This is a genomic window from Photorhabdus kayaii, from assembly GCF_025384895.1.
In the GTDB taxonomy this organism is placed as follows: domain Bacteria; phylum Pseudomonadota; class Gammaproteobacteria; order Enterobacterales; family Enterobacteriaceae; genus Photorhabdus; species Photorhabdus kayaii.
On record NZ_JAJAFZ010000004.1, the window covers coordinates 60,271 to 83,981 of the forward strand.

General features: G+C 46.3%; 11 protein-coding genes and 1 pseudogene. 6 read left to right on the forward strand and 6 right to left on the reverse strand.

Going from position 1 to position 23,711, the window contains the following annotated elements:
* Positions 1-6 precede the first annotated feature (6 nt).
* From cheR to LGZ98_RS02770, 6 genes and pseudogenes are all read left to right on the forward strand, one after another.
* Positions 7-894, forward strand: a complete 888-nt coding sequence (gene cheR, locus LGZ98_RS02745) for a protein-glutamate O-methyltransferase CheR (protein ID WP_113042037.1) — start codon at positions 7-9, stop codon at positions 892-894.
* Positions 887-1,939: a protein-glutamate methylesterase/protein-glutamine glutaminase gene (locus tag LGZ98_RS02750; protein WP_113042036.1), complete on the forward strand. Its 1,053-nt coding sequence runs from the start codon at positions 887-889 to the stop codon at positions 1,937-1,939. The genes cheR and LGZ98_RS02750 overlap by 8 nt, the downstream gene beginning before the upstream one ends.
* A 196-nt stretch (positions 1,940-2,135) precedes the next feature.
* Positions 2,136-2,525 carry a chemotaxis response regulator CheY gene (gene cheY / locus LGZ98_RS02755; RefSeq protein ID WP_011146127.1) on the forward strand — a complete coding sequence of 130 codons (390 nt, stop codon included), beginning with the start codon at positions 2,136-2,138 and terminating at the stop codon, positions 2,523-2,525.
* A gap of 9 nt (positions 2,526-2,534) precedes the next feature.
* Positions 2,535-3,185, forward strand: a complete 651-nt coding sequence (gene cheZ / locus LGZ98_RS02760) for a protein phosphatase CheZ (RefSeq protein ID WP_113042035.1) — start codon at positions 2,535-2,537, stop codon at positions 3,183-3,185.
* Between the two features lie 155 nt (positions 3,186-3,340).
* The gene (locus LGZ98_RS02765) at positions 3,341-4,126 is read left to right on the forward strand and encodes a class I SAM-dependent methyltransferase (RefSeq protein ID WP_113042034.1); all 786 of its coding nucleotides are present in this window, start codon (positions 3,341-3,343) and stop codon (positions 4,124-4,126) included.
* A 236-nt stretch (positions 4,127-4,362) separates the two neighbouring features.
* A pseudogene (locus tag LGZ98_RS02770) lies at positions 4,363-4,500 on the forward strand (IS630 family transposase); the annotation flags it as partial.
* A gap of 87 nt (positions 4,501-4,587) precedes the next feature.
* Here LGZ98_RS02770 and LGZ98_RS02775 read toward each other — a convergent pair.
* From LGZ98_RS02775 to LGZ98_RS02800, 6 genes are all read right to left on the reverse strand, one after another.
* The gene (locus tag LGZ98_RS02775) at positions 4,588-4,947 is read right to left on the reverse strand and encodes a nuclear transport factor 2 family protein (RefSeq protein WP_113042033.1); all 360 of its coding nucleotides are present in this window, start codon (positions 4,945-4,947) and stop codon (positions 4,588-4,590) included.
* A 51-nt stretch (positions 4,948-4,998) separates the two neighbouring features.
* Entirely contained in the window at positions 4,999-8,196 is a 3,198-nt protein-coding gene (locus LGZ98_RS02780; RefSeq protein WP_262977675.1) for a non-ribosomal peptide synthetase, read from the reverse strand.
* Positions 8,197-8,224: 28 nt separating this feature from the next.
* The gene (locus LGZ98_RS02785) at positions 8,225-9,490 is read right to left on the reverse strand and encodes an MFS transporter (RefSeq protein ID WP_113042031.1); all 1,266 of its coding nucleotides are present in this window, start codon (positions 9,488-9,490) and stop codon (positions 8,225-8,227) included.
* Entirely contained in the window at positions 9,487-21,978 is a 12,492-nt protein-coding gene (locus LGZ98_RS02790; protein ID WP_229015616.1) for a hybrid non-ribosomal peptide synthetase/type I polyketide synthase, read from the reverse strand. Before LGZ98_RS02790 ends, LGZ98_RS02785 begins: the two co-directional genes overlap by 4 nt.
* A gap of 102 nt (positions 21,979-22,080) precedes the next feature.
* Entirely contained in the window at positions 22,081-22,899 is an 819-nt protein-coding gene (locus tag LGZ98_RS02795) for a 2OG-Fe dioxygenase family protein (protein WP_113042030.1), read from the reverse strand.
* A 302-nt stretch (positions 22,900-23,201) separates the two neighbouring features.
* A complete protein-coding gene (locus tag LGZ98_RS02800; RefSeq protein ID WP_112877907.1) occupies positions 23,202-23,390 on the reverse strand; it encodes a hypothetical protein in 189 nt (62 codons plus the stop codon).
* Positions 23,391-23,711 lie beyond the last annotated feature (321 nt).

Here is a 23,711-nt window from a genome sequence, read left to right on the forward strand (position 1 = left end):
GGCCAGATGAAATCAAATTTAATTGCTTCAGTGACAAGTTTGCCATCTTCGCCACTGCATCACATGATTCAGCGTTACACCATGTCAGATGCGCATTTTGAGCGCATCTGCCAGCTCATATATCAACGTGTGGGTATTGTGCTGGCTGCACATAAACGGGAGATGGTTTACAACCGTTTAATTCGGCGTTTGCGTACCCTTGAAATACGTGATTTTGGGCAATACCTGTTCGTTCTTGAAAATGACATGAATAGTGAGGAGTGGCAGGAATTTATCAATGCATTGACAACTAACCTGACGGCGTTTTTCAGGGAAGCTCATCATTTTCCTCTGTTAGCTAAACATGCAAGTAAAAAAAATGGATCGTACCGGGTATGGAGTGCAGCGGCATCGACAGGAGAAGAGCCATATTCGATTGCAATGACGCTAAGTGATGCCTTAGGGGAGCGCTTTCACCGGGCAAAAATTATTGCCAGTGATATTGATACCCATGTATTGGAAAAAGCACGCAAAGGGGTTTATCGACTGGATGAGTTGCGTCAACTGACCGATCAACAGAGAAAACGTTACTTTTTTAAAGGTATTGGATCTTATGAGGGTTATGCTCGTGTCCGGCCCCAACTTGCTGACATGGTGACATTCCAGCATCTAAACCTGTTAGATCCCAATTGGCCATTTGAAGAGAAGTTTGATGCCATCTTTTGCCGTAATGTTATGATTTATTTTGATAAAAAGACGCAGGAACGGATACTGCGCCATTTTGTTGCTTTGTTAAAACCCGATGGATTGCTCTTTGCAGGGCATTCTGAAAATGTCACTCAAATAAGCCGGGAATTCTACTTGCAAGGACAGACCGTTTACGGTGTAGGCCGGGCAAGGAGAGGTCATGAATAAAATAACTGTTCTTTGTGTCGATGATTCAGCGCTTATGCGTCAAATCATGCGAGAGATCATCAATAGTCACCCGGATATGGAGGTAGTGGCTTGTGCGCCAGATCCACTGGTAGCACGTGATCTAATTAAAAAGCATAATCCACAAGTACTCACACTGGATGTTGAAATGCCACGCATGGATGGTATTGATTTTCTGGAAAAATTAATGCGCTTACGGCCAATGCCGGTGGTTATGATCTCTTCCCTAACAGCCAAAGGTTCTGAAATCACATTAAGGGCATTGGAACTTGGTGCTGTTGATTTTGTAACCAAACCTCAATTGGGTATTCGTGAAGGCATGCTGGCTTACAGTGAACTTATCGCGGAGAAAATACGGACAGCAGCACAGGCTAAATTATCTGTACCAGTAATCACACCCGTAAGTTCTGCTCCTTTAAGTTTTAAACCTTTGTTATCCAGTGAAAAACTGATAGCAGTAGGCGCTTCTACTGGAGGAACGGAAGCAATAAAGAATTTGTTGCAACCGTTACCTGTCACTAGCCCGGCACTACTTATTACTCAACATATGCCACCTGGTTTTACCCGTTCTTTTGCTGAACGACTGAATAAACTTAGCCAAATTACCGTAAAAGAGGCTGAAAATGGTGAACGGATTTTGCCGGGGCATGCTTACATTGCTCCGGGTGATCGCCATATGGAACTATGTCGTAATGGTGCTGATTACCAGGTTCTGATCTCCGATGCACCAGCTGTTAATCGTCATCGTCCGTCTGTAGATGTGTTGTTTCGATCAATTGCTAAATTTGCCGGGAAGAATGCTGTCGGAGTGTTACTGACCGGCATGGGCAGTGATGGCGCAGCGGGTTTACTAGAGATGAAGCAAGCGGGAGCGTACACATTGGCGCAGGATGAAGCAAGTTGTGTGGTATTTGGTATGCCAAGAGCGGCAATACAAATGGGGGCGGTAGATGAGGTGATGGATATACTTAAAATGAGCAAGAGAATGCTGGCAAAAATAAGCTCGGGGCAAGCTGTCCGTATTTAACGGCTATCGGATATACACTAAAGATTTCAAGATGCATCGCGACGGCAAGGGAGTGAATCCCCGGGAGCATAGCAAACTATGTGACTGGGGTGAGCGAGTGCAGCCAACAAAGAGGCAACTTGAAAGATAACGGGTATAAATTTAATATTTTTTAAGCGGCTCTGTGCTGACTGGTAAATAATTTCAAGGAGTTTTTATGGCGAATAAGGATCTGAGATTTTTGGTGGTTGATGATTTTTCAACCATGCGTCGCATCGTTCGTAACCTTTTAAAAGAATTGGGCTTTAATAATGTAGAAGAAGCTCAAGATGGGGCAGAAGCTCTGGCTAAGATTCGTGCATCGCAATTTGACTTTATCATCTCTGATTGGAATATGCCCAATATGGATGGTTTAGAGTTGCTAAAAATCATTCGTGAAGATGCCCAATTGGCTAAGATACCGGTTTTGATGGTGACCGCAGAAGCGAAGAAAGAAAATATCATTGCAGCCGCACAAGCCGGGGCCAGTGGCTATGTTGTTAAACCTTTTACCGCAGCTACTCTGGAAGAAAAGCTCAACAAAATATTTGAAAAACTGGGCCTCTAAGGAGACATAATGAGTGTAAATCCAGTCATGCCAAGGGATGAGACCATTAGTGCCAGTGAAATTATCAGCCGTATCGGCCAGCTTACGCGTATGTTGCGTGATAGTTTACGTGAATTGGGATTGGATCAAACCATTGCCCAAGCTGCTGAGGCAATACCCGATGCGAGAGAACGCCTGGACTATGTTGTGCAGATGACAGCGCAGGCGGCGGAAAGGGCGCTTAATTGCGTTGAAGCGGCGCAACCTCGTCAGAATGAGTTAGAGTCATCGGCAATATTACTGAAAAAACGTTGGGATGAGTGGTTTGAAAACCCAGTTGAGATGCCTGTGGCACGCTCGTTGGTTATGGATACCCGGAATTACCTCAATTCGGTACCTGAACATACTGCTTTCACTAATGCTCAACTGCTGGAGATCATGATGGCACAAGACTTTCAGGATCTTACCGGTCAAGTTATCAAGCGGATGATGGATGTTATTCAGGAAATAGAAAAACAGTTGGTGATGGTATTAATGGAAAACATACCGGCTGACCAGATGGCGAAAACTAAGAAAGAGGCTGACAGCTTACTAAATGGTCCGCAGGTGAACCAAAACGGCGTGGGCGTTATTGCTAATCAGGCTCAGGTTGATGATCTACTGGATAGCTTAGGTTTCTGAATAAACGTGGCAAGAGGCCGCTGAATACATGTACACTGAGCCAGCTCAACTGGCTCTTCATCTGTTTGAAAACCGGTTTACTGAGTTTGTCTCAATTACATTTTTAATCAATTGCCCGAAACTCCATCACTCAAAGAGAAGGAGCAGAGGATAATATGACACAGCATAAAGAAAAATTTGATGGTTTGGCTAAAGGTTATGATCGCTACCGCCCTCGTTACCCGCAGGCACTTTTCCGTGAAATTTGCCACTGGCTGCCTAAAGACAGGGCACTGTCTGTTGTCGATATTGGTGCTGGAACCGGCATTGCTCTCGGGGGGCTGGCAAATCTGCTTGGTCAGCAACACCACTACACTGCCATTGATATTTCGCAGGATATGATCGACACCGGTAAACAGAAACTGCCATGGGTCAGTTGGTTACATGGCAGTGCTGAACAGCATCTCGCCAATGTAGGTAATCTTGACCTGATCATGGCAGCACAATCTTTTCAATGGATGGATCGGGTAACGGTATTAAATCTGGTCAGAAACAGTTTGGCGGATAATGGCATCATAGCGATCCTGCAAAATAACCGAGATTACCGGCATAGTGAATTTCTGAATGAGTATGAAAATCTGCTGGAAGAATTAAGCCCTAACTATAGCCGTCACTATCGGGATTTTGACTATGCGCAGGAATTGAATACGGTATTCCTGCATGAAAATGCCCTCCGTATTACACTCAATACCCATTGGAGTATGCCTATTCCTAGCGAAGCTTTTATCGGGATGAGTCGTTCATCGACTCAAGTGCAACGTGCTTTAGCTGTTCACGGTGAGTTATTTATCGAAAGATTAAAAATGCTGGTGGATAAATATCAATTTGAGGGGAAATTGGCAATTTTATATGAAAGCCAACTGTTTATGGTTGTTAAGCAGGTTAATTCTGGAAACGAATAATGTCAGAAATAGCGATCAGCTTCTCTATACCAACTGAGGAAGATATCAAGGGAGTATTATTTTGCAGGCTTTTCAGGAACACCCCTGGTTATTGAATTTATTAACTCATGCACAAAGCCGAAAACTTAATGAGTATCAACTTGAAGATACACATCAGTGGGAAAATGTACATGTTTATGATAATTATACAAAGATGCAGCGGTATTGATCGATATTAATCTTATTCTCTCTGACGGAATAAAATAGAATGGTTGTGGTTATCTTTGCATGAAACGGTTACACTCAATCATCCATGTTATTACATGTGGCAACTGTTACTAAAGGTGAAACAGCTTATAGCCGCTGTTTCACCTTCTCCTTGCAAGCCAGACTAATACTAATAAAACAAGAGAGTAGCGATAATATCTAAACCAAATACAATATCCAGAGTGCTCCAAATTTTTATTACAGCGATATCCTACTTAATGAGGCACTTCAAATTTAAAGTAATCGCTGAGGAGAACTATTTTGTCGTCCATAATTTCTATTAATGTTACGCCCATATTGCTATAAATATCACTATTTTTACGACGCCCTTCATTTTCCCAAATAACGCAAGCCTGGCTATTACTAGCAATGAAACCAGTTTGCCTAAAATGTAAATATTCAAAATTTGAGAAAAGTTTCTTGAGAAAAATAATCGACATCTTTTTACCTACCATTGGTGGAAGGCCCGGATAATAAAGTGAAATATCTTCAGAAAAAATATTATCCAGTCGTTTAAGGTCATACTGATTCATTGAGCTAAGAAGTTCTGCGGTTAACTCATCTATTCGGTTCATTATGTTTTGTCCTCTGTTTTATTTACTTGCCAGCATAATCGCGTTAAAAATTTAGGTCTGGCTGATGACTTCATTTTCCTGCTGCAAAACGTTTAATCGTTGCGCCAGTTGACGGACCCTCGGTGCGTTAAATAGATCGCGTAACGTTATTTCAACGCCGAAGTCACTACGCACTCTTGCTATTACCCGCATTGCAACTAAAGATTCGCCGCCGAGCTCAAAGAAATTATCCTCTGGAGAGATATTTTCTAATCCCAATAACTCGGCAAACAGACGACAAAGCGAGAGTTCTTGTGGGCTGGAGGCACCACTTTCATTGACTACTACACTGTTCCACGTGGGTTTCGGTAACGCTTTACGATCTAACTTTCCGTTAATGGTCAACGGGAAGTGATCAAGCTGCACTATTGCCGCTGGAATCATCGCTTCCGGCAAGCATGTGGTCAGACTGGACCGTATTAACTGTGGTTCAAGCGTAATACCTTTATGAGCAATGACATAACCCACCAACCGCTTCTGTTGACCTTCATCTTCACGCACAATGACCTCAGACTGCACGATATCAGGGCGCGCATTTAACGCTGCCGCCACCTCGCCCAATTCAATACGGAAACCGCGGATTTTAACCTGATCATCAGTACGGCCAAGGAAGTCCAATACCCCATCCCGACGCAATCTTGCCAGGTCACCCGTGCGATACATACGCGCATCTGTGCCGATAAAAGGATCAGCAATAAAGCGTTCAGCAATGAGTTCAGGACGATTCAGATAACCACACGTTACCCCTGCACCGCCCACATATATCTCACCCACAAAACCTACCGGAACCGGGCACTGAGCCTCATCAAGAATATAAATACCGAGATCATCAATAGGTTCACCAATAAGACTTGAAGCAGGCTGAGCAACGACTTCACGTGAAAGAGGGAAATAGGTCACATGTACAGTGGTTTCAGTAATACCATACATGTTGATCAACTGAGGTGCGTTGTCATCGTGCCTTTGATACCACTCCTCCAGAATATGCGCATTCAGCGCTTCTCCGCCAAAAATCACCGTGCGTAGCACCAAACTCTGCCCAAGCTCAGGGGCTTCGCGATCAGCATGGATCAGCGCCTGAAACGCTGAAGGTGTCTGATTTAACACCGTCACTTTTTCGCTAACCAAAAGCTGCAAAAAATCTGTAGGTGAACGGCTGACTTCCCAGGGAACGATCACCAATCTTCCGCCATTCAACAATGCTCCCCAACACTCCCAGACAGCAAAATCAAAAGCATAAGAGTGAAACATTGTCCAACAATCAGTTTCAGAGAAATTAAACCAGCGCTGAGTACTTTGTAGCAAACGCATCACATTATGATGAGTCACTACTACGCCTTTGGGCACACCGGTGGAGCCAGAAGTGTAAATGATATAGGCAGGATGTGCTGAAATCAGCGGTTGCAAGCGCTCTTTGTCAGACAGATCAGCAACACTTTGCATTTCCAGATGGGTGATCAATTTGGGATCATCTAGCAATACCATGGGGGTATTGGTTGTCAGGCGTTGCGCAATTTCACTGGTGGTGATCACACAAGCAGGTTCTGCATCGTCAATCATAAAATCAAGACGACTTTGCGGATAATCCGCCTCCACTGGCACGTAAGCAGCACCAGCCTTGATGATAGCCAGCAGTGTCACCATCATCTCAATAGAACGAGGTAAGCAGACCATAACACGTTGTTCCGGGCCTATTTGCCGTGATACCAGATAGCGCGCCAGTTGGTTAGCACGTTGGTTCAATACCGTATAACTAATATTCTCCTGCCGATAAGTCAGCGCCACACTATCTGGCTTTGCAATTGTTTGTTGTTCAAAGCGCGAGGTCAGAGTTTCCTCATTTAATACTGTGCGCCGTGCAGGTAATAGGCTGCCTCCTATGTGCCAACCTGGCAATGTTAGTTCACCAATGGGACGTGATATATCCGCCAGCAATTCAGTGATGAAATGCTGAAAAAGAGATTTTTGAAGGTTAATATCGTGGGGAGTGTAGAGGTTATCATTGGTATCGAGCGTAAACTGCAAACTGTCGCCTTCGCCATGATAATAAATGGTTACAGTGAGGTCCTCTACCGGTCCACTGGACAAATTTTTGGTACGCCCAAAATTACCCGCAAAGCTCACATTGCTGTTAAACAGCATCACATTGATATTCTGGGCAAACAAGCGGGGGGCAGAACCATTTCGCTGTAAATCACGATAGATATCTTCAGAACGATACTGCTGATGTTTGAGTAACTGGCGGATTTCTTGGCTGACCTGCTTACTAATGTCACCTATGGAATGAGCAGGATCTATTGTCAGACGCAGAGGTAATACATTGGATACCATACCTGGAATACTACGTAACATACGCCCTGAACGCGCAGTTACTGGCATACCCAAAGTAATATCCTGCTTATCGGTCATACGAGAAATCCAGGAAGCAACGATTGCAATAATAATTTGAGCCATACTACTTCCACTCTCTTCACTCAGAGTACGCAGAATATCATTGACCTTTGCCGGGATTTCACACTGAGTGCAACTGAACGAACCCAAGTCGGCAAACTGACCGGGTTTCGCCCCTACGGCAAGGCTCTGTGGCTCACTTCGGCCTGCCATATACTGTGACCACCACTGACGGTCATGTTGAAAATTTTCCGAGCGGCGGTACTCTTCATCAAAAGCCAACAGATCACTAAGAGGCCCGAAAGGATTTTCCAGCTCAGCAGCGCCAGTCAATTTCTGGGTATACAGTTCAGCAAGCCGCTGAATCAGCAGTGTAGTGCCAAAAGCATCACTAGCCAGATGATGGACACGGATAAACAAAAAATAGTGGTCATCACTGATTTTTAGCAGCGCAAAACCAAACAACGGCCCCTGTGTTAACTCCATCGGCTGCACCAATTCAGCCTTCATCCAGATTTCAGCTTCTGTTACCGCATCCACATGGTTAGATAAATCAATAAGCGGACATTTCCATTGCAGGTTGGTAACAATCTGTTGTTGTAGTTCTTGTGGGTGCGGTACAACCACCACTCGTAAACATTCAGCTTCATCTATCAATTGGGACAATGCCGAGTTAAGTGTCTCAATATCGATAGCGCCTGAAATATCAATATAACAACCAGTGTTATAAATTCCTGCGCTTACATTTAATTGTTCAGCCAGCCAAATTTCCTGCTGTGCTGCGGTCAGGGGGTAATAGCTCCCTTGATGTTGTTTCATAATTAATCCTCACAGGCTGGTGATATTTTTATTTATATAAATTGCGTAATGTGATGTCTGCCTGAGAACCACGCAGCAAAATCAATATGGCGCAGAAGCAAACAACGACAGCAATAACAAAGGGAAGCCCTTGAAAATAGAGAGATTGTCCCTGGCGAGATGAAAAATGCAGCAATAACGCCCCCAACAGCGGTGAAGCAGTGATAGCCAGACCCAACATACAGTTCTGTGCTCCCAGATATTCCCCTTGTCGCTCATTGCCTGCACGCAATGAAATCAAAGCACGAAGCGTTGAATCGCTGATCAACGCCAGTGCATGTAAAGCAATTGCACCAGCAACAATAAGTGGTGATACCGCCAGGCTATAAGCGATAAACGCCAACATATAGAGTCCGTAACCGATGATCGCTGTGCGGTATTCGTTACAGTGCGCCACGAACATTTTTAGCAACCAAGTTTGCGTTATGATGATCCCGACGCCGAGCCCGGTGAGAGCCAGACCGTTTTCACGTGGTCCCCAGCCCAAACGCATTTCATTGAGTAAGACAAAACAGGCCAGAAAAATGCCATAAGCCACCATGCCAAGAGCCGAAGCATAAACCAGTCGTCTCAGTACCCCATCCGTCGCCAGTAGTTTCAGGCTGCCCAAAGGGTTGGCACGGCGCCAGTCGAACGAACGCCGGTTCTCCTTGGTCAGACTTTCGTTCAGAACGAACATAGCGGCAATAGCGTTCACGGCTGCCAGTGAGCCAGCAATCACAAACGGAAGGCGCGGTGCAATCATGCCCAATAGCCCTCCGAAGGCTGGCCCGGCAACCATGCCGAAGCCAAGAACACCGCTGACCAGACCGAAACGCGCTGCCCGCTGTGCTTCTGGTGTCACATCTGCTACGTAAGCTGATGCAGCGGAAGTACTGGCGGCAGTGGAGCCTGAAAGAAATATACCGGCCACCAGCCATCCTAATGACGGTGCTGTCGCCACCAGCGTATAGCTCAGCGCTGTGCCAAACAGTGTTGAAAGTAATACCGGCCGCCTTCCCCAAGCGTCGCTAAGCGCCCCTAACAACGGGGCGAAAAGGAACTGTGCAAAAGCATATAGTGAGACAAATAACCCGATTAACGGCACACCCGCTTCCGGTGGTTGAGGGGCAATCTCCCGCAACAGATCGGGTAAAACCGGGAGTACAATCCCGATACCCAAAGCATCCACAGCCAATGTCATTAGGATCACGGCCAATCGGCGTTTATGCTGGCGGTTTTCAGGAAGGTGAACCGTTGGGGAAGAATCACTCATACCTGTCCTCCTTTTATTATTGACGGAAAGTGATGGATTATCGCCTGCGATACATGTGCTACGTGCTCTTCCATCAGACAGCTATAATGATTCCCCGGCACTTCTGCGATACGAATGGGAAGGCTGGAGAACTTCTCCCAACCCCAGGCATTGGTCTCCCGGATCTCCGGCACAACAACCCCTTTCGGTAAGGGTTCTACCGCTTTTACTAACAGCATAGGAATTGGCAACTGTACGGGTATTGGACGATATTTCGGTGACATATCCGACGCAGCCCGATAGACATTGAACAATCCGTTAATTGAGCCCATATCATTCTGCGCCTGAATCAACGAGAAACGTTTTAGCTGCTCTTTGATATAGCTTAGTAACGCCTCGCGGGGTAATGCACGCATTTCATCGTCATCCAAGCTGTCGATCATTTCCAGTCGGTCAGTGTAGTAGGCAAAAATACCAAGAATAACTTTGGCAATATCAGCATCTTCCTGATACGGAACTGGTGCATAGGGTGGCGCGGCAGAGTCGAGTAGCACTAGAGAACCGATGCTTTCTCCTTCAGCATGAAGCTGCCGTGCCATTTCATAAGCTACTTTTCCACCTAATGAATGACCGCCGATATGATATGGTCCCTGCTGCTGAACCGATCGCAAACAGGCAATATAATGTGTTGCTATCTCTGCCACCGATTGGTGCGGCGCAGTTTTTCCATCAAGTCCCAAATATTGCATACCGATAAATGGCAGTTCTCGTGGTAATGCCGCGGCCAGGGGCATAAATTGGGTAACATTGCCACCCATACCCGGCACACAAAAGAAGGGTGAATAATTACCATTACCGCCGTGATTAATTGGCACCAGGCAGTAGCGGATGTGGGCATTCTCAGGAGCCAGGCTCTTTTTATCGTCAGATAGTGAACGGACAACACGTGCCATTGTCGGCTGTTCGAGAAACTCCGCCAGCGTCAGACAGTACTGGAAATGGTCACGCAAACGGGAGATCATCTGTGTTGCCAACAGTGAATGACCGCCCAGTTCGAAGAAATCATCTTCCAGGTTAATCGTCTCTTCACCTAGTAACTCATACCACAATTGACGAACTGCTTCCTCTGGGCTGGCGGAATCAGATATCACTGATAAATCCTGTAATTGTGTGCGCCGAACAGGAGTAAATTTACTGACAACGATCTGTGCTTCCATTCCGGCGATAGCCAGATCGAAAATAGCGCAGCCCTCTTGATTACTGAGACCAATCACACTTTCTTGACGGCGTGCAGCATAATCCACGGCCATTCCCACTTCTGCCCAGGTATCCCAATTAACTGACGTTACCGGTATAGCCTGCTGTCGCCAGTAGTGTGCCACGGCATCAAGATAACGGTTCGCCGCCGCATAGTCTGCCTGACCCATTCCACCTACCAATGAGGCAAGTGAAGAGCACAACAGAACAAAGTCGACAGAGTCCTGACTCATCGCCGTCATCAGTTGCTGTGTACCACTGACTTTTGCCGCCATCACATGCCGCCAGTCCTGCGACGTGCCATGCTCCAGCAATCCACTGGCTTCAATACCTGCTGAATGAATCACACCGTTGATAGCACCAAATCTTGCTCGCATCTGTGCCAGTGCTTCATTTAATGCCACACCGTCAGCAACATCAGCGCACAACATCATGACTTCAGCACCAGATTTCTGTAACACATCGAGTAAAGCTTCACTTGCCGCATTAGTTCCCCGGCGGCTCAAAATACCGAGTTTAACCTTACTGCATTTATTGCTGATGTGACGCGCCAGTGACTGACCGATACCTCCCAGCCCACCAGTAATTAGATAAACACCGCCATCACGCAGAATTTGCTGGTGCGGGATCTCATCAAGTTCAGTCAATGTCTGCAATTCACGCTCACCTTGCTTAAGCGTAATGCTGGTAACCGGTATTCCTTCTGCTGCTTCTTCCGGTTGCATATCCGTATACAGTTCCGCAATCAGCGATTGATATGTAGCAAAAGTGTCATCATCCAGATCGATATGACGTGCAGAACACCCCGGATACTCGGCCGCCAATATTCCGAGCAAACCAAGCGCGGGTGCGGCATTACAGGCTTCCAACACTCTGGCTGCCTGTAACCCACGGGAAATTAGGGTAATATTAAAAACCCTGTGATGACCGGTAAGCGCTTTAATTGCAGCCGCCAGTTGTTCAAACGCGGCCTCTGGTTGAGAAATCCCTGCCGCAGTCCAGCACCAGATGATACGTTCTGGTAGCATTTGTTGCTGTATCAGGCAATCTATCAGCCGTTGATAATCTTCGGGCTGATCCTTACGCAAACGAAAGCGGTAGGTACTCTGTTGCAGAAATTCATCAGCATCTTCAACAACGATACTGCCGGGCGCTGCTGCTTGCCATAAATCACTCAGTTCAGCGGCTTGGGCACCAAAAATCAACCACGGCGCACGATTCTGTTTTGCTTCACCTAGAGGCTTCGGTAACCATCGAGGGTAACGACACCACCGTACTACATTCGACTCACTTGCTGGCTGGAATGGTAAGGAATTGAACTGGCGTAAATTGTAACCGTGGATTTCAACCAGCACCTGCTTGCAATTCTGGCTCTCGTCCCAACTAAATAGCGTTATGTCATAAGTCCGTGGAGCCGTTTCAACCGCCAGACTGTAAAATTCGGCACATAATGGCTGGTGCAGCGTCAGCGAACCGTAATGGAATGGTATTGAAGCATCACCCGGCAACAGACAGGCATGTAGGAACACCGTGCCCAAGTCGAGTAAAGCCGGATGTAATGCAATATCAGGCAAATCATCGATAAATGCCTGGTTGAGTCGCAACTGCGCCAACGCACAGCGATCACCCATCCACACACCTGCAATGCATTGCCAACGCGGTCCATAGTCAGCAAATGCCTGATTGAAACGCTCCGGCGCCTCTGCAACTTCTTCAAGCTGCAAATTCCGACGTAGCTCATAAGGTGAAACAATCTCTGCTGGTGGAGAGCATATGGCAGTAATATTGCCGTTTGCATGGAGTTGCCACATGTCATTACCATCGTCGCGAGACTCCAGCGTAAAGGCAAAGCTGCGATCAATGGCGGTCAAGCTGATGCGTATCTGACGCTCAACACCTGACGATAGTACCAATGGTGAGGGGAAGTAAACTTCACTGAAAGTAGCTGTGCCACCGGGTTGCAATTCGTTAAAAGTACGACGCACTAATTCCAGACAACCTGTGCCCGGTAATACACCTTGCCCTGCGAAAATGCGATGTTCATCAATAAACCAGACATTATCATCTAGCTTACAAGTAAATTGTGTGACCCCCTCTCTATCCGATAACTGTGTGAAAATCGGTAGTTTTCTCTGTTGTGTACTTATAACCGTGGCTGATGTAGTGACAGGATGTTCCAACCAGAGATGTTGGCGTTGGAGGGGATGCACTGGCAGCATAACCCGATGTAATTTGTGTGAATGACTAAATGCAGCCCAATCGATAGCGACACCTTGCTGCCATAACTGCCCGACAGCATTGAACAATACCTCTTCATCCAGTTTCTGCTGGTGAGTATGGCGCATCGTGGTTAGTATCTGAGCCTGGCCTTTCTGCTGTAGATCTTTCAGCATGCTGCTCAGTGCACGCCCTGGACCGACTTCAAGCAGGATTGGATTGTCATAATGGTTCAGCAACGTAAGAATACCATCATAAAAGCGTACTGGCCGACGCAGATGATCTCCCCAATAACCAGAATTATCGCGATCTTGTTCACTGAACCAACTACCACTGATATTGGATATTATCGGAATGGTACTGGATTGTAGCGTGAAGCCTGCGCTGAATTCCCGCATCTGTTGTGCGGCAGCATCCATCAATGAACTATGAAATGCATGTGATGTCGTTAGTCGCCGGCAAGAAATACCTGCCTTGTTGCATTGCTCTTCCAGTATCGCAATATTGTCATGGCTGCCAGTTATCACGCACTGTTCAGGCCCGTTGAGCGCTGCAAATTCACACTCTGGTGCCAGCGAAACCATACGTTCAGATGATGCCTGTACCGCCAGCATTGCCCCTGTGGGCTGGCGCTGCATGATTGCAGCTCGATTTGCTACCAATGCCAGTGTATCTTCCAGTTCAAGCATACCCCCTACACAGGCCGCAACCAGTTCACCGAGGCTATGACCAATCATTGCTTGGGGGGTAATACCCCAAGCTTGTAGCTGGCAGGCCAGTGCATACTCAACAGTGAACAGCGCAGGCTGAGTATAACGTGTAGCATTTAACCGGCTGACAGCATTGTCGCGTTCCGATTGCGGATAAATTAACTGCCTGATATCCAGTTTGATGTGTGGCTGTAGCAGTTCGGCACAGCGATCAAATTGCTGGCGGAATACACCATCACGCAGATAGAGCGATTGACCCATTTCAATAGACTGACTGCCTTGTCCCGGAAACATAAAAATCACCGATCGAGGCTGTTGTTTGCGACTCATAGTCTTAGTCTGTGGTGATAGTCGGCGTAGTTGATTAATTAATTGCTCCCGATCTCTTCCCACAACAAAAGCACGCTCACTGAAAGCGCTGCGTCCTTGTTGCAAAGTCCCGGCAATATCCGCCAATGGCTCATTACCGGTAGTCAGTGCGACTGCCAAGCGTTCCACTTGCTGAATTAACGCTTGTGGCGTTTTCGCTGAAATCGGCAGCAGATGCCAGAGCTCGTCATCTAATATACGGACATCTTGCTGGCGCGGAGCTTCTTCCAGAATAAGGTGCGCGTTAGTGCCACCAATGCCGAAAGAACTTACACCGGCACGACGTGGCTTACTTGTTTGCGGCCACGGGCATGCTGTATTGATTACAGAAAACGGGGTCTGTTCGAAGTGGATTGCAGGATTGGTTTGATGATAGTGAATACTTGGCGGCAAAGTCTGGTGACGTAGCGCCAACACGGTTTTGATTACACCGGCTATACCGGCAGCCGCATCAATATGTCCTATATTTCCTTTCACAGAACCTATTGCACAACTCCCTACAGGTAATACTTCACCATCAGATTGCTCCAGGAAAGCCTGAGTCAGCGCACGTATTTCTACTGGATCGCCTAAAGAGGTCGCCGTACCATGTGCTTCGATATAACTGATGCTGGCAGGCGATACCCCGGCATTACGCAGCGCGTCTTTGATCACTGAAGATTGACCGTCAATACTTGGTGCCGTGTAACTCACCTTCTGTGCACCATCATTATTGACAGCAGAACCTTTAATTACCGCATGGATGGTATCGCCATCCTCCAAAGCAGCGGACAGACGTTTTAGTAATATCATCCCACCGCCGCTGCCGCTGGCTGTACCGTTGGCCGCCGCATCAAATGGTCGGCAAAGGCCATCTGGAGACATAATTCCACCACTGACATGGACAAAGCCAACCTGTTGCGGGTCCAGCGCTACAGCACCTGCCAATGCCATACCACATTCACCACGCCGTAGGCTTTCGCAGGCAAAGTGAATAGCGGTGAGTGATGACGAACAGGCGGTGCCAATACTGACAGCCGGTCCGCTAAGGTTCAGCTTGTAAGCAGTACGTGTAGCGATAAAATCCTTGTCATTACCTATTTGCCACTGACCGGGGTCGAGGTGCATCCGGTCTTTATTTGGCATGACGTTTTCCAGCAGGTAATAATTGAAGCCACTGCTACCAAAGACTCCCACTGAACGCGGTGTACTATCATTGCCATAGCCAGATAGTTCCAGCGTTTCCCATGCCATTTCAAGAAACAACCGCTGTTGCGGGTCCATCACCTGCGCTTCACGTGATGAATAACCAAAGAAACGTGCATCAAACTCCGCACACCTCTCCAGCAAACGTGCGCGTCTGACAAACTGTGGGTGACTTAACAGCGCTGGATCGACGCCACGTTGTAACAATTCCTCGTCAGACAACTCCACACTAGCATCGTAACCCGCCAACAACCTCTGCCAAAAAGTGTCGAGATCTGGCGCTTGTGGGAAGCGGCCCGTCATACCAATAATTGCAATAGCATTGCTATCCAGAGTCGAAACATCCAACGTTGGTCTTGCTCTCTTTTCAGTGACTATCAGCGGTGTGGCTGCAACAGGTGTTTTTTGCTGCGACAGCGCATCCAGTAGTTGAGCCTGTTGTCGAATGGTGGGATGAGCGAAAATATCGGTCACAGACAAGCCTCCACCAAACGCCTCATTCAATTGCTGGAATAGCGCCATAACCCGTAGTGAGTGGCCGCCAGCATCGAAAAAGTTTTCGTCATAACCGATCTCATCCCTCTCCAGCAGTTCACGCCAGATAGCTTCAACGCGACTGAGTGATGACACAACTTTGGCTGGCAAAGGAGAAGATTGATGCTGACCGGCACGTGTCAGTTTCATTTCAGCCAACGCTTTCAGATCGATTTTTCCCGTAATACCGGTAGGCAGAGCATCAAGGAAGAACAGCGCTGTCGGCACCATCACTTCATTAACCTGTTGGCGTAATTCGCTCAGGATCTCACTGCGGCTGGTTTCGCCGACAATGTATCCCGCCAACTCTTTATTCCCTTTGCTATCGGTGATCGCCAGCGCTTCGGCCTGACGTACACCCGGTAACGCACTTAGGGCGGCACGCACAGCATTCAGTTCAATTCGGTGACCACGGATTTTTACCTGACGGTCAACCCGACCAACAAACTCCAGTGCGCCATCCATGCGTTGGCGCACCATGTCGCCGGTACGGTACATACGAGCTTTTAATTGTGGTGCAAAGCTATCGGGTAAAAACACCTCAGCGGTTTTTTCATCCATACCCAGATAGCCCTGTGCAACACAGGTTCCCGCTAAATAAAGTTCACCCATTTCCCCCGGTGCCACGGGCTTTCTCTGTTCATCAAGCAGATGGAAGCGAACATCGCCCATTGGACGCAGCACTAGATTTTGTCCTTCGGCATGATAATCGGTAAGGGATACCACAATCGCACATTCAGTAGGGCCGTATCCATTCATCAGCCTACGCCCTACAGACCAGCGTTGGGCGACTTCGGGCATACAAGGTTCACCGGTTACGATAAGCACCTGGAGATTAGGCAGCGGTACTAACGGCACTATCGTCAACGCGGAAGGTACAATCCACATATGCGTAATCTGTTTATGTGCCAGCCACTCTGTCAGATCACTGCCAGGCAACAGTTGCTGTTTCTTACCGAAGACCACACAAGCACCCGCTACAAGCGCTGGAAAAATTTCTCCCAACATCACATCAAACACGGGCGAGGAGTACTGCACTATGCGAGAAGAAGGTTCAAGCCTCAGCTCATCGCGGATTGCCAGAATGTTATGGCAGACACTGCGGTGGGTGACAGCAACACCTTTCGGTTTACCCGTTGATCCAGAAGTGTAAATAACGTAAGCACAATCATCCGGCTGACAGATCGCCGCCATAGTCATATAGGGTGCATTGGCTATATCTAACTCATCGATATTAATTGCCGCCAGACCAAGACGCTGGCACAGAGGCGCTGTTTCATTTCGGCACAATATCGCTTTTACTTCCGCATTATCAATCACATACCGATTTGCTGGTTCGGCGTTATCAGGAGCCAATGGCACAAACACCGCACCAATCCGGTTAATTGCCAGCATTGCCGTGACATTATGTGGATGGTGCCCCATCAGAATGCCAACTCGATCACCTCGGCTTACATCTACTTGTTGAAGTTGCTGCGCTACATATGCGGTCAATGTATCAAGCTGCTGATAACTCAGACTTAATTCATCACTTTCCAGTGCCACATGTCCGCCATACCGGGACAGGTTCTGTTGAAACAACTGAAACAATCCCTGTGGCTTATCAGCCATGAGTTCTGGTTGAGTACTACGGCCAGCATTAACCGTCAACAAATCCGCCAATGCAATATCTGGTTTTTCAATGAGTTGTGGCAAAATAGCCAGTAAATACTCACTCATCCGTCCTAGAGTGGCGGCAGATAATCCCCCCGGCATTGCCATAAAATGAGCGTAAACCTGACCATTTACACGATTAATAGCCAGCTCCAAATCAATTTTGGCGCGATAGTCCCCCAACTCAACGTCTGAAACCTTCATGTCTCCTAATGTTGCATCGTTTGGTTGATCCAGTTCACAGGAGAAAATAGTTTGGAAAGCAGGATTTTTACCCGCCACACGTGGCAAATTAAGTGTTTGTACCAAATAATCGAACGGTAAATCACGATTTTCAAGGATGTCGAGACTAACCTGTCGCGTATGCATTAAGAGTTGCTGAAAAGTGTGTAACTCACGGCTATTGATACGTACTGGCAAAGTGTTAGCAAAGTAGCCAATCAGCGCATCCCATGCAGGTATGGTGCGCAGCGACACCGGTGTTCCGACTATAAGATCCTGCTCATTACTTTGCTGGCGCAGCAGGAGTGCAAATAAACTCAACCAGACCATAAACGGTGTACAGTTTTGCTCGCGAGCCAATTTCTCTACACCTTCAACATACACTTGGGGAACAACACAACTTATTGCAGCCGCTTCGTCAGTTGGTGCAGCCATCTCATTCAGTATCAGAGTAGCTGGCGCATCCGCCAATTGTTGACGCCAGAAATGAATCTGTTGCTGTACCGCCGGTTCAGTCAGTCGAGTGCGCTGCCAGGTAATGAAATGCCCATAGTTTGCTGCCAACACGGGTAGCATGGGTGCTTTACCGGCCAGACGTGCCTGATAGCAGTGCCGTAACTCATCAAAAAGTATTGCCAGCGAGCGGCCATCGGAAATAATGTGATGCAGAGTAATACAAAGCACATGCTCTTGCGGAGACAATGTAAACAGTACTGCACGGATGAGTGGTCCATTGGCGAGATCGAAACTTGCCATCATTTCTTCTCGCAACTTCGATGCCAGCGCAGATTCGCCGCCGGAGATATTCTGTTGGCGCAGGGTTAGCGTTAATTCAGGCGCAACCTGATAACTGGGTTCAAAACTGGATGTTCCATCCGGCTTGTTTACTTTGCTGACTTGACTGGAGAATGTGGTACGCAATACATCATGACGTTGCACTACATCATTCAGCGCCTGCATTAACGCATTAAAATGCAGATTACCATGCAGACGCCATGTGACAGGTACGTTGTAACTGCAATCATCCGGCCGTTGCATGGCAATCAACCACAAACTGCGCTGGCCGAATGAGAGTAAATCACTGGCCTGCGAAACGTGCTGCACAGCAACACTCTGTTTCGTACTGCTCTTTTCAACGCTATCCTTTTCAATACCGTCCAGTAACGAGGCCAACCCGGCGATAGTTGGATGATTGAAAATAGCGGAAAGTTTAAGCTGAACACCAAATGTCTTATTGATCTGCGTAATCAGATTGGCAGCAATTAATGAATTGCCACCACAATAGAAGAAATTATCTTCCGTACCGATGACCTGAACCCCTAATGCCGTTCTCCATAATGCCAGCAATTGTTCTTCACGAGCGTTAGCCGGTTCTGTCATAGATTCCTGATTTTCTGGTAGCGAAAAATCTGGAACCTGCAAGCGCTTGCGATCAACCTTCCCATTGGGGGTAGTTGGTAATTTATCGAGAAACACGAAAGCACGCGGCATCATATGTTCGGGTAGCCGCAGGGACAAATAACCACGTAACTTGTCAGTATCAGCCGATGACACAACATAGGCGACCAACACTTTATTATTTGTACTGTCATTACAGGCGACAACCGCGCACTGGCGCACATCTGCGTGTTCCAATAGCGCGCTCTCCACCTCGCCTAACTCGACGCGAAAACCGCGAATTTTAACCTGATGATCACTGCGTCCCATGAAATCAATAGTACCGTCAGCCAGGAAACAACAAATGTCCGAGGTGCGATAGAATCGCGTACTACTATTATTGTTATTGTCTGCCACAAAACTGTCTGCCACAAAACGGCCTTGGTTATCGAATTTGCCGGTAATAAATTTCTCTGCCGTGAGTTGAGGATTATTGAGATATCCTTTTGCTACGGTAACACCTGCAATCAACAATTCACCACTAATGCCAATCGGCACTTGTTGCAGGTGTTTATCAACAATGAATAGCTCACAGCTAGCCAGCGGCCTACCTAATGGAATTACTCGCCCGGCCTCCAATGGATGTGTTTCCGGATCAAAAACAGTGCTATCAATGGTTGCTTCAGTTACACCGTAAGAACCCAGAATACGCGCGTCTGGGCGGCACAGCGCTTGTGCTGCGTGCAGCTCATGACCAAACCAGACATCAGCCCCACATACCAGTGTTGATAATCCATCCAGACGTTCCCCATTATCCTGACAGAACTGAATTAATTGACGCAGTACCACAGGAGGAAAATCACCGAAGGTCACGCCTTCGCTCATCATTAAGCGGTGCATTTCAGCTGCATCTAGCAACCACTCACGCGGACACATAACCAAGCATCCACCACAGCCCAGAGTACGACTGAAATCCCCTATACTGAGATCGAAAATCGGTGCAGCAAGTTGTAGTGATACCGGCTCCCCGGGTTGGGTGAAACGATAGTCATGGCACCAGGCATGGAACGATGCATGCAGACTACCGTGGCTTACCTCTACTCCTTTTGGATTACCGGTTGAACCAGAAGTATAAATAACATAGGCTGAATCACTCTCCTGAACTGACCAGATTGGCTGCACATCCGGCGGCGCTGGTTGACGAAACAGCCTATCAACTTCCAGCACAATGGCACGAAAATCAAGCAAACCAATAGCATCCTGTTCACTGGTGAGGATCAGTACTGGCTGTGCATCATTTATCTTATCGGCGAAGCGGGGATCAGAGGGGGACAACGGCACATAAACCGCACCGGCAGAGAGAATAGCGTAAAAAGAGATGACAATTTCTGGCCGGTAGCTCATCAATACGGCAACCCGGCTACCCGGCCCAACGCCACACTGGCGCATCTTCGCGAGCAGGCATTGCGCGTACTCATCCAGTTGAGCATAGGTGAAACGTTGATCACGCCAAACAATAGCTCGTGCATCTGGATTATTACGCACTTGTGACTTGATGCGTTCAGCTACTGAAATAAACGCCAATACCGGCAGAGGTTCTGCTGGCCGGGAGAAGCGAGCCAGTGTTTCCAGCTCTTCTGGCGGCAACATGCTACATTTGGCGACAGAACGCTCAGGTTCACTTAACAATGCATCCAACAATTTCTCATAGTGATTCACCATGCGAGTAATGGTGAGGTTATCAAACAAATCGGTATCAAATTCAACCAGACAGAGTAGTGAATTCGGGGATTCTTCTATCGATAACGTCAAATCATATTTAGCAGTACCAGAATGGATAAATTGTACTTCTGCTGCTAACCCATCCAGTTGCAATGCTTGTCCCGGACTCTTCAAATAATCAAACATAATCTGAAAAACAGGGGGATGACTCAGAGAACGCAGGGGTTGTACCACATCGACAATCTCATCAAACGGCAAATCAGCATTTTCATATGCATCAAGCAATATATCGCGCGCTTGAACCAATAGATCACTGAAACTTATCCCTTTGTTAAAGCGAAAACGCAACGGTAATAAATTGATAAAAAAGCCAAGGCGGACATGTTCATCAATATTGTGACGATTCGCAAATGGACTGCCAATAACGATGTCGTCATCATGTGAATAGCGATTCAGCAATACTGCAAAAGCGGAAATTGCCACCATATAAGGTGTCAATCCATAACGTTGGCAGATTTTAGAAATACGTCCAACGAGAGATAAAGGAAGTGACTTCTGATATACCGCGCCACGTCCCCGTTGTTCTAATAGCCGTGGTCGATCGGTGGGTAATTTATGTAGTTCAGGCAATTCCGCCAGCTGTTTTCCCCAATAATCGCGTAAGCGTTGCCGACGAGCGCTATTCGTATGAATATCTATTACAGAGTCACTGGCATGCGGGTAGGTAATTGTCGCCAACTTAGGCTGTTGGCCTACTTTATACTGGTTATAGGCATGGCTAAAATCATTAAGAAAAACGTGAGTCGACCAATCATCAAATACAATATGGTGAAGTGTAAATATCAACTGATGATCGTTCTCTTGCCGGCGAAGCAGTAAATAACGAAAAGGCAAATCGTTATTGAGATTAAAACAATATCTGGCTTCGTTATCACAGATAGACTGTACTTTGGTTTCGCGTTCCTCCGGGGAATAATCGCTGAGATCACTGATACGTAATTCAGGCCACTGCGGATTCAATGCTATCTGCAATTCTCCATTGAGAACATGAAATTGTGAACGCAACACCGGATGGCGCTCAATCATAAAAATAATAGCTTGTTCAAGCGCTTCCTCATTTAACAAACCATGCAAACGTAACGAAAATGGCACGTTATATAATGCTAAGTCCATATTTCCTTGGCTGATGAACCATAGCCTGCGTTGAGCAGGCGTTGGCAATAAGAATGGAACATTCGATAAGGTGTTTGAATAATTACTCACAAAATTTTTCCTAAGATAAAAAGATTTTTGCAGCTTAGTGATTGCCGTAACAACTATCATTTCTGGCACTCCTGGTTGTCAGCCACTTTCATGGCAAAAGCGCTACTGGGAACGCCTATCACTCTGTTCTAGCGGGGTGAAATCAATCAGAATGATAGTGCGAACGCCAACGCTGGCATTTTCATCGCAAGTTACGGGATTGATATAATGACAAATCGCTGCATCATCGATGATGTAGCTATCAAGGGGATCATTAAGGAGAAAACGAGTTATCTCATGAGCAGGGACTTCTTCAAGCTGGCAATTTGCATAAGAAGGCGGTGCGATATGTGTTGCACCGCCTTCGACATTATAACGTTCAATCAAATGTACAGCGGTGAACGGCTGACCGTCACGATGAAAACAGTTAGGCGTAATTTTTGCCGGTTTACCCGGTAGTGCCTGCATTCGGATTAGATGCACCCCACACAGCAAACGGGAATAATGCTCCGCCATGCCGGTTAGACTCAGATCGTGCCAAATGAGTTTATTAAGTAGCCCTTTATTAAGTATCTCATCAGACATGCGCAGGAATTTGCGTACTACACCACCAAATTCAGGTTGATATTCACTTCCCTGATGATAATCAATCTCTATGCTATCATCGGGCTGCGGATAACCTGTTTTCCAATGAATAGTTTCTGTTTCACGGCTCCATACTCCTTCACAATAACTGCGGTGACGACCATCTTCACCAAATCGATCTAACGGCAGTGACTTCGATAATTCACACAGAGAGATAAGATCGATTTTTTCACTGTCAGAAAGGTCAAGATCGGTGGCATTGAAAGTGGCAAACCCTTGTTGCTGCAAGCTGTTGCGGATATGTGCGGTAGTAAGACGGTAACTATTTGGTGCGTTAATAAATATATTCCAGCCCATTGTAATATCTCTTTATTAGGGTGAACTACAATGACATCGTATTAAATTAATTACGATATCTTAGGAAAAACCAGTTAATACTAATTAACTCAAAAAATTATTTAGTTATATTTAATGATTTTAAAAAACACCTATAAATAAGAATATCTCGATTTTGCATAGTCAGTGCAACAACATTGCCATGCTTTTTGTCGATCTACAAAATCAATCAATCAATTTCTGACAAGTCAGATAGTAAAGAATATTGCTAGATAAATGAGAGAGATAATTTTAAATCAATAGGCCATTAGACCATTAGACCATTAGACAAATCTACTATAGTATAACAACCGTTTTTTGAGTGAATTAATCACCTCAATAGCATTGCCTTTCTTGCTGGGTGAAACAATCGCATCCTCCGACAATACTTTGACATCCATCTTTCCTTTATCATCCCTGGCTAGCAGCGCATAAGGATTAGTAAAGTCAATTTTTTTATCTAAATTCTTCACTGATCATTTCATGACTAAAAAATTCTAATCCATTATTAAACATCATTATTTTAACCCTTTTTTAATGAGTGAAACGCCTTTACTGTAACTTCCGCCAATCATATAAACAGCCTAACAATAAAAATATTTTCACTAAAATTTAATTAGAAAATAGATCGCAGAGTATACAATGTCAACTTGGGGTTTTATTTTTTATTTGGCAAAGAAATTTTACATATAAAGAGGCATCAGAATATTAAATTTAATTGATTTTAAATCTAGTATATTATCAACCGCTTTTATTGATTCGGCCAAAATTGCCGTTTGTCACAACCTCTATAT